4 protein-coding genes are annotated in these 15,681 nt (G+C 72.4%); all 4 read right to left on the bottom strand.

Annotated features, from left to right (window positions below; translation table 11 throughout):
• Window positions 1-2: 2 nt before the first annotated feature.
• From AC6CKD_RS15255 to AC6CKD_RS15240, 4 genes are read right to left on the bottom strand one after another with little or no spacing between them, the layout of a single operon-like run.
• Window positions 3-1,706 carry an ABC transporter ATP-binding protein gene (locus tag AC6CKD_RS15255; protein WP_498327823.1) on the bottom strand — a complete coding sequence of 568 codons (1,704 nt, stop codon included), beginning with the start codon at window positions 1,704-1,706 and terminating at the stop codon, window positions 3-5.
• On the bottom strand, window positions 1,693-12,669 hold the full coding sequence (locus tag AC6CKD_RS15250; protein WP_498327822.1) for a non-ribosomal peptide synthetase: 10,977 nt from the start codon (window positions 12,667-12,669) through the stop codon (window positions 1,693-1,695). The genes AC6CKD_RS15255 and AC6CKD_RS15250 overlap by 14 nt, the downstream gene beginning before the upstream one ends.
• Before the next feature lie 58 nt (window positions 12,670-12,727).
• A complete protein-coding gene (locus AC6CKD_RS15245) occupies window positions 12,728-14,515 on the bottom strand; it encodes an ABC transporter ATP-binding protein (protein ID WP_498327821.1) in 1,788 nt (595 codons plus the stop codon).
• Between the two features lie 2 nt (window positions 14,516-14,517).
• Entirely contained in the window at window positions 14,518-15,576 is a 1,059-nt protein-coding gene (locus tag AC6CKD_RS15240) for an iron-siderophore ABC transporter substrate-binding protein (protein WP_498327820.1), read from the bottom strand.
• Window positions 15,577-15,681: the final 105 nt, after the last annotated feature.

Genomic DNA, 15,681 nt, shown 5'->3' with positions numbered 1-15,681 from the left:
CGTCACCGCGTCACCGCCAGGCAGTACGCCGGGTCGGTGGCCATCAGATGACGGTGCGTCCCTTCGGCCGTGACCACCCCGTCGTCCAGGACGAGGACCCGGTCGGCGGCGTCCAGCAGGGCCGGGCTGCTGGTGATGACCACGGTGGTACGGCCCCGGCGCAGCTCCGCGATCCTGCGTGCGACGAGCTGCTCGGTGACGGCGTCCACGGCCGTCGTCGGGTCGCGGAGGACGAGCACGTCGGAGTCCGCGGCCAGCGCCCGGGCCAGCGAAAGCCGCTGGCGCTGCCCGCCGGAGAGGTTCGAACCGCGGTCGCGGACCTCGTAGTCGAGTCCCTGCCGGTGCAGGGCGACGACATCGGTCAGCATGGACGCCTCGACGGCCTCGGCCACCGTACTGCTGGTGCCCGACGGGTCGATGTTCGTACGGAGGGTTCCCGCGAAGATCTCCCCGTCGTACGGGTTCACCAGCATGAGTTCGCGGACCGCCTCGACCGACAGGTCCGCGAGGTCCTGCCCGCCGAGCCGCACCACTCCGCCGTACGAGGCCGGCGGCACGTTCACGGCCAGGATCGAGGCGAGTTCGGCCGCCGCCCGCGGCTGGTAGACCGTGATCGCCGTGAACTGCCCCGCCGGGACGTGGAACTTCAGGCCCTGGAGGGACTCGTACCGGACGCAGTCGATCTCCAGGTCCCCGCCGGGCGCCGGGCGGGCCGTCCCCGGGGCCGCCACCGGCGGAGCGGACAGCACCAGGGACATCCGCTCGGCCGAAGCGCGCGCCATCATCACGTACTTGGGCATGTCCGAGAACAGCCTGAGCGGCTCCATGATGAACTGCGCCAGGCCCACGGCCATGACGAGCTCACCGATGCTGATCTGCCCGTCGAAGGCCAGCCAGCCGGCGGTCAGGGTCACCGAGGCGGCGAGGGTCGCGTTCAGGCCCAGCGCGGTGCCCGTGTAGACGCCGTTCACCCGGGCGACGGTGATCGCCTGCTCCTTCGCCTCCGTGCTGACCTTCCGGTAGGACCGGAACGCCGCGTGGTTGCCGCCGAAGCCGTGCAGCGGGCGCAGGCCGGTGATCAGGTCGGCGACCTTCGCACCCGCCCGCGCCACCCGGGCCTGCTGCTCCTGGGTGCTGCTGCCGATCCGCTTCGACATCACGCTGAGCGTCGACAGGATCAGTGCCGTGCCGATCATGACCAGCAGGCCGAGCCGCAGGTCCGCCAGGCTCAGCGCGACGGCCGCGACCAGGACCGCGACCGAGGAGCTGATCAGCATCGGCACGACCTCGACGATGTCGGCGGTCTGGTCGGCGTCCTCGGTGGCGATGGTGAGCACCTCGCCGGACTTCAGGTCCACGTCCCGGGCCACCGGCTGGAGGCCGCAGGAAGCGACCCGCACCCTCCAGTGGTGGGCCTCGGTCGTGTTGGCCTTCTGCAGGATGCGCATCCCGAACCGCCACGACAGCGACACGATCGTGATGATCGCGGCCAGCGCGGCGATCGAGAGGGCGAGCGCCGCCGGGCTCCGTTCGCGCATCGTGTGATCGACGATCATGCCGAGCGCGATCGGGAAGGCCGTCTCGCCCGCCTGGTACAGGCCCATGAGGACGGTGCCCCAGACCATGGCGCCGACATTGCGTCGTATGGCGGTCCGGAGGATGTCGGATCCCGCGCGGCGGGATCTCTGGACGTCAGGAGTTGTCATCAAGGTGCCGGGCAATCGCTTCGGGGGTTCGCAGGGTGAGCAGGTCGCGGATGGTGATCGTGGGGCCGAATTCACGGCGCAGGAGTCCGACCAGGCGTACGGCCAGCATGGAGTGTCCTCCGAGGGACACGAAGTCGCTTACGGCGCTCACCTCGTCGTCGTCCAGGTCCAGGGCCTCGGCGAAGAACTCGCAGACCAGGACCTCGGTCTCGGTCTCCGGGCCGCGCTCGCCCGAAGTGGTCAGCGCTCCCAGCGGCTTGGGTTCGGGCAGGGCCTTCGTGTCGGCCTTCCCGTTCACCGTGAGCGGGATGGCGTCGACCTGAGCGTAGTGCGTCGGGCGCATGTAGTCCGGCAGTCCGGTGCCCGCTTCGGCGGCGACCGCCGCCAGGTCGGCCCCGGCCGCCAGCACGAGGTACGCGGCCAGCCGGTAGGCGCCGTCGACCTGCGGGTCGGGCTGGGCGACCGCGGCGGTGAACCGTACCGCCGGGTGCGCGGCGAACGCGGCCTCCACCTCCCCCAGCTCGACGCGGTGGCCCCGGATCTTGACCTGCTGGTCGGTGCGGCCGAGGTACATCAGGTTCCCGTCCGGCCGGCGGACCACGAGGTCGCCGGTACGGTACATGCGCTCGCCGGGCGCCCCGAACGGGGAGGCCACGAACCGGTGCGCGGTCTGGGCCGGCTGGCCCAGGTATCCGCGGGCGATGCCGATGCCCGACACGTAGAGCTCACCGGGCACCCCGTCGGGCAGCGGCCGCAGCCACGGGTCCAGGACGAAGACCTCGGTGTTGTCGATGGCCACGCCCACCACCGGGTCCTGGCACTCGAAGGTGCCGACGCCCAGGGTGTTGATGGTGTATTCGGTGGGTCCGTACAGGTTGTAGCCGACGGTCCCCTCGGTCTCGGCGAGCCGCTGCCACAGGGTCGGGGTGACCGCCTCGCCGCCCAGGAGCACCAGCGCGGGGCGCCGGTCCGGGTTGTCGAGCAGGCCTTCGGCCGCCAGCTGCTGCGCGTAGGTCGGCGTCACGTTGATGACGTCGATCCCGTGCTCACGGCAGTAGTCGACCAGTCCGGGCGCGTCGCGGCGCAGTTCCTCGTCGCAGATGTGCACCTCGTGGCCGTCGGCCAGCCACAGCAGCTCCTCCCACGACATGTCGAAGGCGAAGGACACGGTGTGCGCGATCTTGAAGATCCGGTTGCCGTGCTCCGCCAGCACCGGTTCGAAGATGCGGCGCTGGTGGTTGATCAGCATGTTGGTGAGGCCGGCGTACTCGGTCACGACGCCCTTGGGCTTGCCCGTCGAACCGGAGGTGTAGATCGTGTACGCGGGGTGCCGCAGCCGGTCGGGGTCGTCCGGTGCGAACGTCACGAGCGGTTCGGCCTCCGGGAGGGGCCGGTCCAGTTCGATCAGGTCGCCGGTCAGCCGGGGCGAGACGGCGCTGACGGTGAGGATCACCTCGGGCCGGGCGTCCGCGACGATCGTGGCGATCCGCTCGTCCGGGTGGTCCAGCTCCAGCGGTACGTACGCGGCTCCGGTGCGCAGTACGGCGAACAGCGCGACGATCCAGTCGAGCGTGCGCGGGATCGCCAGGCCCACCGTCTTCTCCGGGCCGATGCCGCGTCCGGCGAGCACGCCCGCCAGCAGGCGGCTGCGGTCACGGAGTTCGGCGAAGGTCATGCTCCGGCCGTGGGCGACGAGCGCGACCCGCTCGGGTGCGCGGTCCGCCGCCCGGTCGAAGCGGTCGACCACCGTGTCGGTGCCGATGTCGGTGCGCTCGGCGGGGCCGGGCACCGGCCCGAGGCCGGGCAGCGCGCCCACCGGTCCGGTGGAGCGGGCCAGGTCCTGGAGCAGGCCGACGTAGTCGTCGAGGAGGCGGCGGGCGCTGTCGGAGTCGCCGTGACGGTGCTCCAGCTTGACCGTGAGCCGGTCGCCGGGCGTGACGACCCAGGTGAACGGGTAGTGCGTGGAGTCGTCCGACTTCACTGCGGTGATGCCGTGGCGGGCGTTCATCTCGGCGAGCCCGTCCAGGTCCAGGAAGTTCTGGAGGACGAACAGGTTGTCGAAGAGGGTGTCGTGGCCGCTGGCCCGCTGGATCTCGCCGAGCCCCAGGTGCTCGTGCTCCATCGCGTCGACCCGGGCCGCCTGTACGGAGGCCAGGTACTCCCCGACCGTGTCCCCGGGCCTGGCCCGCGTCCACATGGGCACGGTGTTGAGGAGCACGCCGACGATGTCGGACAGGCCCTCGCCCTCGCGGCCGGAGACGGTCACGCCGAACACGGCGTCGCCGCGGCCGGTGTGGGCGCCGAGGAGCAGGCCGAACGCGCCGGTGAGGACCGAGTTCAGGGTGACTCCGTGCGCCTTGGCCGTGTCCCGCAGCAGCTGCGACTGTTCGGCGGACAGCGTGTGGAGGAGCGCGGGCGGCAGCTCGTCCGAGAGGGACGGCGCCGGTCCGGCGAGCAGCGTCGGGCCGGTGAGGCCGGTCAGCTGCTCGGCCCAGAACCGCTCCGATACGGCGGGGTCCTTGGCGGCGAGCGCCCGGGCGTGGCCCTCGAAGCCCGGCACGGCCGGGGCGGAGGACGGCTGCTCGCCGGCGAGTACGGCCCGGTAGGCCTCGAACAGGTCCCGCAGGACGATCGCGCGGGACCAGCCGTCCCACAGCAGCAGGTGGTAACTGAGGAGCAGGCCGTCGCGGCCGTCGGGCAGCCGGATCACGGTCAGCCGGATCAGCGGCGGCTCGGCCGGGTCGAAGCCGGTGTTGCGGTCCCGGACGCGCAGGGCCTCGACTTCCTCGTCGGTCGACAGCTCGACCGTGTGGACGCCGACCCGGCGGCCCGCCTTGAGGATCTGGACCGGGTTGCCGTCGTCGTCGGTGGTGAAGCCGGCGCCGACGACCGGGTGCCGGGACATGACGACGGCCATGGCCTCGGTCAGTGCCCCGGTGTCGAGGCGGTGGTCGAGGGCGAAGTAGCTCTGCGCCACGTAGTGCCCGGCCGTGCCGGCCATCTGGGCCTGGAAGAACAGGCCCCGCTGGAGGGCGGTGACCGGCGCCGTGCGCTCGGCCGTCACGGAGGCTTCCGCGAGGGACTCCAGGGCGTTCAGCCAGTGCGCGGTGATCTCGTCGGGGATCTCCGCGGCGAGGGTGAAGGTCGCGTGCAGGCTGCCGGTGGCCGCGTCGGTCCAGGCGTTGACCTCGACGGCGTACGGGCTGCCCTGGTCGCCGCCGGTGATGTGCAGCGCCTGGGACTCGCTGCCCCGGCCGAGGTAGTTGAAGAGCACCTGCGGGCGGGCGGTCAGCAGCGGGGCCGTCTGCGGGTTGAGGTAGCGCAGCCGGCCGTAGGAGAGGTGCCCGGACTCGTCGGGCTGCCGCTCGGCGAGCTCGCGGGCCGCCGCGACCGGGTCGGTGTGCGCGGTGAGCCGGACGGGCGCGATGGCGGTGAACCAGCCGACCGTACGGGTGTAGTCGTGGTGCTCCAGCACCGACACCCGGCCGTGCCGCTCCAGCTCGATCGCGAGATCGGTGGGCGTCGGCTGGATCCGCGTCAGGGCGGTGCGCAGGGCTCCGCACAGCAGCTCGGTGAGCGCGACGCCCAGCGCGGCGGGGGCGGTGCGCGTCACCCGGTCGCTGGCCTCGGGGCCGAGGACCACGGTGGTGTCGCGCAGCGCGCCGGACGCGGGCAGCAGCGGGGGTGCCTGGAGGGTGTCCACCCAGTGCCCGAGGTCGTCGGCGCCTGCGGCGGCGCGCAGGGTCAGCGCGTCGGCGTACTCGGCGTAGGAGGTGGTCGCCGGTGCGAGGGTCTCCCCGCGCAGGGCGGCGGCCAGGTCGTCCAGCAGGATCAGCCAGGACACCGAGTCGACCACGATATGGTGCACGGTGACCACCAGGGTGTTGGTGGCCGCGAGCCAGGTGAAGGCGGTGACCTCCCCGGTCTCGGGGTCGAGCCGTCCGGCGGCCTCGTTCGCGGCGGCCGTGGCGTCGGCGGTGTCCGCGCGGACGACGGTGGCCTCGCGGCCGGGCTCGGTGCGCAGGTTCCACACGCCGTGCTCGGCGTGCAGGCGCATCCGCAGGGCCGGGTGGACGGTCAGTACGGCGTTGGCGGCGCGCTCGATGTCGGCGAACGGGGTGCCTTCGGCCACCTCCACGGTCCGCGCCTGGGCGAACCGGGCGAGGGAACCGCCCAGTTCGCGCTGGCGCAGGATGATCGGCGTGGGCGCCAGCGGGCCGTCCTCGCGGCGGGCGGCGGCCGGAGCGGGGCCTTGCGTCTGCGGCGCACGCGTGCCCAGCAGCTCCGCGAGCGCGCGCGGCGTCTTCAGGAGGAAGACGTCGCGGGGTGCGATCGGCAGGCCGAGCGCCCGGGCCCGGTTGACGACGGTGATGGCGATGATGCTGTCGCCACCGGCGCCGAAGAAGTCGGTGTCGGCGTCGGCTGCCGGGTGGGACAGGGTCTCGGCGAAGATGCCGACCAGCGAGGCACGGACGGCTTCGGCGGCGGATCCGGTGGCGGATCCGGTGACGGAGCCCGCGGCCGGATCGGCGAAGGAACCGCCGGCCACCGGGGTGTCGTCCTGTGCGGCCCGCGCGATCAGGGCCTTGCGGTCCAGCTTGCCGTTGACGGTCAGCGGCAGGGCGTCCACCGGCAGGACCCGGCCCGGCACCATGTGCACGGGCAGCTTCTCGGCGAGCAGGGCGGAGAGGTCGCCGGGCACCCGGCCCACGACGTGCGCGACCAGGTGGTCGCCGCTGTCGGCCACGGTGACGGCCACGTCGACCACGCCGTCGAGGTCCCGCAGCGCGGACTCGACCTCGCCGAGTTCGATGCGGAAGCCCTTGAGCTGCACCTGGTCGTCGGCGCGGCCGGTGAACTCCAGCTCCCCGTCGAGGGTGCGGACGGCGAGGTCGCCCGTGTGGTACATCCGGGAGCCGTCGCTCGCGAACGGGTTCGCCACGAACCGGCCCGCGGTCAGGCCCGGCCGGCCGAGGTAGCCGAGGGACACCTGGTCGCCGGCCACGTAGATCGCGCCCACCTGCCCCGGCGGCACCGGCCGGAGCCGGTCGTCGAGCAGGTAGGTGGTCAGGCCGGGGATGGGTCCGCCGATGGGGCTCACGTCGTCGCCGAAGGCGAAGTCCCCGTCGGTCAGAACCCGGTGGGTCACGTGGACCGTGGTCTCGGTGATCCCGTACATGTTGACGAGCTCGGGCGAGGCGGCGCCGTGCCGCTCGATCCAGCCGCGCAGCCGCCCGAGGTCCAGTGCCTCGCCGCCGAAGATGACGCGGCGCAGGGCGGGGAGCGGCTGGTCGGCGTGCCGGTCGGCCTCGACGAACTGGTAGAAGGCCGAGGGCGTCTGGTTGAGCACGGTCACCCCGCGCTCGCGGACGAGCCGGTGGAAGTCGACCGGGGAGCGGGTCAGCCCGTAGTCGGGGACGAGCAGTTCGCCGCCGTGCGCCAGGGCGCCCCACAGCTCCCAGACCGCGAAGTCGAAGGAGTAGGAGTGGAACTGGACCCAGACGTCGTCGGGGCCGAAGCCCATGTCGGGCTGGGTGTTGGCGAGCAGCGCGACCACGCTGGAGTGCGGGACGACGACGCCCTTGGGCCTGCCCGTCGACCCGGAGGTGTAGATCACGTACGCGGGGTCGTGCCAGGTGACCTCGTCGGCCGCGGCCACCGCGTCCGCGGCGGCCTCCCGCGGCAGCTCGTCGCCCTGGACGAGGACGCGGGCGGCGACTCCCGCCCGTTCCAGCAGGGCCGTGAAGCGTTCGCGCTGTCCGGGGTCCACGAGGACGGCCTGCGGCGCGGCGTCCGCGAGGACGTACTCCAGCCGCTCGTCCGGGTAGGCCATGTCGAGCGGTACGTAGGCGCCGCCCGCGCTGACGATCGCGACCAGGGCGACGACCTGCTCGATGGTGCGCGGGACGGCCACGGCCACGCGGCGGCCCGGCCGGACCCCGGCCGCGCGCAGGGCGGCGGCCAGTTCGTTCTTCGCGGCGGCGAGTTCGCCGTAGGTCAGCGAGCGGGTGGTGCCGTCGAGCGCGCACTGGGTGACGGCGGTGGCCGCCGGGTCCCGGTCCGCCGCGGCGTCGAACAGCGCGCCGAGGGTGGTCGGGGTGATCCGTGCGGGGGTCCTGCCGTCCTCGGGCACCAGGTCGCCGACCGGGACGTCCGGCCGGGCGAGCAGGCCGGTGAGGGTGTGCGCGAACCGGTCCAGGATGTCCCGGGCACTGCTCTCGCGTATCAGTTCGCCGTCGTAGATCAGGTTGAAGCGCGGACGCCCGTCGAGGGCCCGCTCCACGACCAGGGTCAGCGGGTAGTGCGGGGCTCCCTCGTTGACGAGGCCGGTGACGGAGAGGGTGTCCCCGGCGCGGCGCAGGGCGGCCACGTCGGTGGCGACGTCGAACACCACGAGGGTGTCGAAGAGGGAGCCGACGCCGGCGAGGCGGCCGATCCGGGCCAGCGAGACGTGCTGGTGCGGCAGGACCGCGCCCTGGTGCTCGCGCACCGAGGCGAGCAGCTCGCGCGCCGTGGTGCCGGCGGTCCACCGCGCACGCAGCGGGACGGTGTTGATGAACAGGCCGACCATGTCCTCGATGCCGGGGACGTCCGCGTCGCGGCCGGAGACCGTGGAACCGAAGACCACGTCGGCGGAGTGCAGGATCCCGCCCAGGGTCACAGCCCAGGCGCTGTGCACGGCCACGCTCAGCGGGACGCCGGCCGACCGGGCGGCGGCGTCGATGTCGAGCGCCGGCTCGACGGAGGTGTCGGCGAACCGGTCGGACGGGGTGTGGTCCTTGGCCACCAGGGAGGGTCCGGGAAGTTCGGCGAGCTCGGCGCCCCAGACGCGGTCGCTCTCGTCGGCGTCGCGCTCGGCGAGCCAGCCGACGTAGTCGGGGAAGCCGCTCAGCGGGTAGGTGCTTCCCGGTGCGTGGTACTCGGCGAGCAGCGCGCGGAGCATCGGCGGCACCGACCAGCCGTCGGCGATGATGTGGTGGACGGTCTGCACGAGGACGTTGCGGCCGGATTCCGGGTCGCGGACCAGGGTGAACCGCATCAGCGGGCCGGTGGCCAGGTCGAATCCGGCGCGGCGGTCCCGCTCGGCGTGCTCGTGGAGTTCCTCGTCGGTGATGCCGGGCCGGTCCAGGGTGGTGAAGGGCGCCTCGGCGCCGCTTTCCAGGACGGAGACGACGCGGCCGTCGGCGAGGGCGGTGAACCGCGCGGCCAGGTTCGGGTAGAGGGTGAGCAGCCGGGTGGCGGCGGCCTGGAGGCGGGCGGGGTCGAGCTCGCCCTCCAGGGTCAGCAGCTGCTGTTCGACGTAGCTGCCCGCGGAGTCGTCGTCGAAGACGGAGTGGAAGTACAGGCCTTCCTGGAGCGGGGTCAGCGGCAGGACGGCGCGCAGCTCCGGTCCGTCCAGGGCGTCGACGTCGGCCTGGGTCAGCCGCACCAGCGGGAAGTCGCTGGGCGAGTGGCCGCCCTCGTCGAGCTCGGCCAGGGCGGCGAGGGCCGCCTGGAAGTACCCGCCGATCGCCTCGACGTCCTCGTCGGTGAACATCCCGTCGGGCCAGGAGACGGTGGTGACGAGTTCGTACTCGCCGGTGGCGGAGGGTTCGGCGATCGCGTTGAACTCCAGGGCGCGCGGCAGGCGCATCCGCGGGTCGCGCTTCTCGCCGAGCTGCCCGGTGGTTCCGGAGAGCTGCCAGTCCCCGGCGGCGCCCGCGTCGAAGCGGCCCAGGTAGTTGAAGAGGACCTGGGGCGCCGGGGCCGTGAAGTCGGTGTCGGCCAGGTAGCGCAGGGCGCCGTAGGAGACGCCGTTGCTCGGAACGCGGGCGAGGTCCTCCTTGACCGCCTTGAGCGCGGCGGCGAGGTAGCGGGGGTCGGTGAAGTCGCCGGTCGTGCCGGGGTCCACGGTCACCGGGAACAGCGTCGTGAACCAGCCGACGGTCCGCGACAGCTCCGGCTCGACGCCGGCGGCGCCCGCCACGTGGCGTCCTTCGCGGCCGTGGCCCTCCAGCTCGACGTGAGCGAAGGTCTGCTCCTGGCCGCGGCTGCGCCGCCAGCGGGCGAGGGTGACGGCGAGCGCGGTCAGCAGGACGTCGTTGACGCCCGAGTGGAACTTCGCGGGGATCTCGCCCAGCAGGGCGGCCGTGGCCTCGGAGCCGACGGTGAAGATCCGGGTCCGCTCCCGCTCGACCGTGTCGGCTTCGGAGGGGGCCCGCCGGCCGAGCGGCGCGTCGGGGCCGGGCAGCGGGCGCTCGAAGTAGGCGCGGTCCGCGTCGAAGTCCGCGCTTCCCAGCAGCTGGGTCCAGCGGCGGAACGAGGTTCCCACCGCGGGCAGTTCCAGCTCCTCGCCCGCGGAGAACTGGCGCCATGCCGTGGCCAGGTCGTCCATCAGGACCCGCCAGGACACGCCGTCGACCACCACGTGGTGGGCGACCAGGACCAGTTGGCGGGCCTCGCGGCGCCAGACGGCCCGCAGCATCACGCCGTTGTCCGGGTCCAGTCCCGCGGTGGCGAGGGCCACGCACGCGTCGAGCGGCTCGTCGCTCTGCTGCCAGCCGGCCGTGGCTCCGCCGGCCTCCGGGATGTCGAAGCTCCAGCGGTCCCCGCGGACGAGCCGGGCGCGCAGCATGTCGTGCCGGGCGACGAGGGAGTCGAGGACGGCGCCGAGGGCGTCGGCGGTGAGGTCCGCCGGGGTGTTCAGTACGACGGCCTGGACGAAGCCGTCGATGGCGTCCGTGGTCCGGCCGAGCCACTGGACGATGGGCGATCCCGCGACGGGACCGGTCGCGACGTCCGCGTGGTCGACCCGGGCCACGTCCTCGCGGCTGGCGACCGCCGCCAGGGCGCCCAGGACGCTGTTGGCGAAGATCTGGCCCGCGGTGACGTAGAGGCCCGCTTCGCGGAGCGCGCTCAGCAGCGAGATGGCGAGGATGCTGTCTCCGCCGAGCTGGAAGAAGTCCTGGTCGACGCCGACTTCGTCGAGCCGCAGCACGGAGGCGACGGCCGTGCACACCGCGCGCTCGTCGTCGGTGGAGGGCCGGACGAACGTCCCGGTCACGACCTCGGGTTCGGGCAGCGCGCGCCGGTCGAGCTTGCCGTTCGCGGTGAGCGGGAACTCGGTCATCACGACGATGTGGGCGGGCACCATGTACTCGACCATGTGCTCGGTGGCCCAGGCCTTGACCTCGTCCGCCCGCAGCTCCGCGGCTCCGGCGGCCGGGATCACGTACCCCACGAGGTAGGTGCCGCCGGCGCTGTTCTTCTTCGCGATGACGCAGGTGTGCCGTACCGCGGGGTGCTCCGCGAGGCCGACCTCGACGTCTTCGAGTTCGAGCCGCATGCCGCGGATCTTGATCTGGTTGTCGGCGCGGCCCAGGAAGTCCAGCGAGCCGTCGGGGGCGAACCGGGCGAGGTCACCGGTGCGGTAGAGGCGGGAGCCGTCGTTCGCGAAGGGGTTCGCGACGAACCGGGACGCGGTCAGTCCGGGTGCGTTCACGTAGCCGCGGCCGAGGAGGAAGCCGCCGACGTAGAGTTCGCCGCCGACGCCGACCGGGACCGGGCGCAGCTCGTCGTCGAGGACGTACAGCTGGGTGTTGGGGTTGGCCTTGCCGATCGAGGTCGACAGGCGCTCGGCCTCGCCCCGGTAGATGACGTGGGAGACGCCGATGGTCGTCTCGGCCGGGCCGTAGCCGTGGTACATGGGGATGTCGAGCCGGGTGCGGAACCGCTCGTACAGCTCGGGGGTGAGCACCTCGCCGCCGCACCACACGTGGCGCATGCTGTCGAGGCGGTCGGAGTCTCCGGCGATCTCCAGCAGGACGTCCAGCATGGAGGAGACGAGGTAGGTGAAGGTGACCCGGTGCTCGGCGATCACGCCGAGCAGGTGGTGCGGGTCGCGTTCGCCGCCGGGCCGCAGGACCACGAGGCGGCCGCCGCACACCAGCGGGAGGAAGATCTCGTTGATGGATATGTCGAAGGACAGCGGCGCCTTGAACAGCGAGGCGTCGTCGTGGCCGAAGCCCAGGATCTCGTCGACCTGCCACAGCAGGCGCTCGCTGATCGCCTCGTGCCGGATCATCGCGCCCTTGGGGCGGCCGGTCGAACCGGACGTGAAGATCACGTAGGCCAGGGAGTTGCCGTCCGCGGTGATGCCGGTGCCCCGGGCGGGCAGGTCGGCGTACCGCCAGTCGTCGAGGTCGACGGCGACGGCGGCCGGTTCCGCGGGGTCGTGCGCGCCGGAGTCGTTGAGCTGCACCACGACCCGCGCGTCGTCGATGACGACGGCGCGGCGCGCGGCGGGCCACTGCGGGTCGAGCGGGACGAACGCGCAGCCGGCCTGGAGCACGCCGAGCAGGCCGATCACCATGTCGGCGGAGCGGCCCAGCGAGATGCCCACGACCTGCTCGGAGCCGAGTCCGCGTCCGATCAGGTGGTGGGCCAGCTGCGCGGACAGCTCCGCCGCCTGGCGGTAGGTCAGCGAGCGGTGTTCGTCGATGATGGCGACCGCGTCCGGCCTGAGCCGCGCCTGCTCGCGGAACATCTCCACGATGGTCGGCCGGACCCGGTCCGCTCCGTTGTCGTTCCACTGGGCCAGGGTCGTGAGCCGCTCCGCCACGCCGGACGGGCTGATGGTGCCGATGGGCCGGTCGGGGAAGTCCGCCAGGTCGTCCAGCGCGCGCTGCGCGTCGGAGGCCCGGACGCCGTCGGGGACGGCGATGGCGAAGCCGTCCGGGGCGGCCGCGCCGCTCTCCCAGCCGCTGGGCGCGGTACCGCCGTTGTCGACCCAGCCGAGAACGTCCGCGAAGAGCGTTCCGGGGGCCAGGTCGATTCCGTCGGGGCTCTCGCCCGTCGCCCAGTACGACAGTCCGATGGCACTGGCCTCGGCGATGGTCCGGTCGGAGTATCCGCCGGTACGCCGGCGCACGTCTGCCAGGCGCGTAGGAGAGATCAGCACGAGACGAGCGCTCGGTTCCATCATTTGAAGACTCAACACCCTTCCAAGGTACGAAGGCTAGCCTAACCTAAATTAGGGTGGCCTAACTAGCGTCTCTCCAGGCCCGCCAGAGTCGCGCGTAGCGGCCGCCCAGGGCCACCAACTCCTCGTGCGTGCCCTGCTCCACGACGCGTCCCGCATCCAGCACGGCGATCCGGTCGGCCGCCACCGCCTGGGTCAGCCGGTGGGCCACGAACAGCGTGGTCCGGCCCGAGCAGGCGGCCAGTACGGCCCGTTCCAGCTCGGCGGCGCCCTCGCTGCCCGCCTCCGCGGTCGACTCGTCGAGCACGACCACGGGCGCCCGGCCCAACACCAGCCGGGCCAGGGCCACCTGGGCGACCTTGGTGCCGTCCAGCCGCGCACCGCCCTCGCCGACCGCGGTGTCCAGACCCTCGGGCAGGGCTTCGACCCACTCGGCGGCGCCCACGGTGCCCAGGGCGGCCAGCAGTTCGGCGTCGGTCGCCTCCGGCGCGGCCAGCCGCAGGTCGTCGGCGAGCGGCCCGGAGAACACGTGGGTCTCCTGGGTCAGGATGCTCACCAGCGCCCTCGCCCCGGCCTCGTCCAGCTCGGCGAGGTCGGTCGACCCGATCCGCACCGACCCGGCATCCGGGGACCCGATGCCGGCGATGAGCGCGGCCAGGGTCGTCTTGCCGGCGCCCGTCGCGCCCACCAGGGCCAGTGAACCGCCCGCCGGGATCGTCAGACTGACGTCGCGCAGGACCGGCTCCTCGGCTCCGGGGTAACGGAACGTCAGCCCCCGCACCGTCACCGCGTACGGCTTCTCGTCCGCCGGCGCGGCGGACGAATCGCCCACCAGCCGGTCCTCCGTGGACTCCGCCAGCACCCCGACGAGCCGGGTCAGGCTCGCGCCCGACTTCTGGGCCTCGTCGAAGGTGAACATGATCGCGCCCAGCGGGGTGAACAGCCGGTGGAACACCAGCGGCGCCGCCGCCACTTCGCCGAGACTGGCGGAGCCGGTCTCCAGCAGGACGTAGCCCACGACCAGGATCAGCGACAGACCGATGAACTCCGCGCGGTTCTCCCGGCCGACGAACCGGCCGAAGAAGTGGAACACCTCGATGCCGAGGTCCCGCACCCGCCGCGAATCGTTGGAGACCTTCTCGCGGAACGCCTCCTCCAGGCGGTGCGCCCGTACCGTCTCGATGCCGTTCAGGCCGCTGATCAGCGCCTGCGCGCGCTCGGCCTGGGCCACGGCGCGCTTGCGGTAGAGCGGGGCGGACCGGGGCAGGTACCAGCGCAGGGCCAGCGCGTAGGCCGGCAGCGCGCAGGCGCCGGCCAGGCCGAGCCGCCAGTCGAGGCCGAACATGCCGATCGTGGCGATGGCCACCAGGACCCCCGCGGAGAACACCGTGGGGATGGCCGAGCGGATGCCCTTGGACAGGACGGCGACGTCGTCGCCGACCCGGGAGAGCACGTCTCCGCGGCCCACCTGCTCGACCCGCGCACTGGGCATGCCCAGCACGGCCCGTACGGCGCCTTCGCGCAGGTGCGCGAGCAGGTCGGCGCCGAGCCGCCCGATCAGGTAGGCGGACAGGGCGGTGGCCGCCGCGCCGAGCAGCGCGGCGGCCACCATCCATGCCCCGATCGTGACCAGGATCGAACGCGGTTCGCCCCCGGTCACTCCGTCGATCACCCGACCGAGCAGCAGTACGGGGAGCATTTGGAGAGCCGCCCCGGCGACCGTGCTGAGTACGGCGGCGGACGTCAGCCAGGGCATCGTGCGGCAGTTCGCCGCGACCCATCGGGCTGCTTCACGTCCGGTCGTCGTACGCAGGGTTGCCGGGGCGACCCGAGTGTCCGTGGTGCTCACACCTAGCCGACCGACTTGACGAGCTCGTCGATGGCGAAGGGCAGGGCGGGCAGGGTGGCCTGCGACATGGCCGCGCCGGCCGCGGGGCCCTCGCTGTCGAGCAGGTAGGACACCTTGTTGGCCTTGGTGACCTTCAGGTTGGCGAACAGGTCGAACTTGTTCAGCGCGTCCGTGTCGGCCTTGTCGTTGACGACGAAGACGCGGTCGACGTCGATGAGGTCCATGCGCTCCGGGGAGAGCGCGAAGGAGAACTTGCCGCCCGAGATCTTGTCGAGCTCGGTCTGGCCCTTGAAGCCCATGCCGGTCAGGAGCTGGCCGCGCACGTCGGTGGTGGTGAAGGGGTTGACCGCGTCCTTGTACCAGGACACCGCGACGGCCGTCTGGGTGGCGAACTCGGGGTGCGCCTTCTTGACCGCGGCGAGCTTGTCCTGGATGCCCTGGACCATCGCCTTGCCCTCGGTCTCCTTGCCGACCGCCTTGGCGATCTGGAGGGCGTTGTCCTGCCACGGAGCGCTGAAGGGCTCCTTCTCGGTCTTGGTGCGGCCGACCGTCGGGGCGATCTTCGACAGCTTGTCGTAGGCGGCCTGGTCGACCTCGGAGTAGACCGCGATGATCAGGTCGGGTCGCAGGGCCGCGATCTTCTCGAAGTTGGGGCCGGTGTCACCGTTGTTCATGATGACCTCGGGCTTGGTCTCGCCCCACTTGTCCTTCACCCAGGGCCACTGGGTGTTGATGTCGGGGCTCTGACCCGCCGGGTTCGGGTACTGGTCGACCATACCGACCGGCTTGATGCCGAACGCGAGGACGTTCTGGTCGTCGGTGTAGCCGACGGTGACGACCCGCTCGGGGGCCTTCTTGACCTCGGTGGAGCCGAAGAAGTGCTCGACGGTGACGGGGAACGCGCCGGTCGCGGCCGGGGCCTTGGCGGCGTCGTCCTTCTTGTCCGTGGACGCCGAGTCGGAACCGCACCCAGCGAGGAGGCCTACACCGAGGGCCGCGGCGGACACGGTTGCCGCCAGCTGCCGCCAGGGCTTGTTACGTGTCGTTCGGTCGAGGAGCATGCGGAATCCCTTGCTTTCGTGCTGTCCACTACGGCCCCACTTAGGGCAGGCAAACCGTACCCCGGGGAAGTGAGGTAAGCCTAGCCTAAGTTAGGAGGCTGTTGA

Source organism: Streptomyces sp. GQ60, assembly GCF_059758875.1.
This window is presented reverse-complemented; position numbering and strand designations above follow the sequence as displayed.

Coding starts and splice junctions, on each gene's coding strand:
- AC6CKD_RS15255 (WP_498327823.1), bottom strand. CDS start 1,706: ATGACAACTCCTGACGTCCAGAGATCCCGCCGCGCGGGATCCGACATC.
- AC6CKD_RS15240 (WP_498327820.1), bottom strand. CDS start 15,576: ATGCTCCTCGACCGAACGACACGTAACAAGCCCTGGCGGCAGCTGGCG.
- AC6CKD_RS15250 (WP_498327822.1), bottom strand. CDS start 12,669: ATGATGGAACCGAGCGCTCGTCTCGTGCTGATCTCTCCTACGCGCCTG.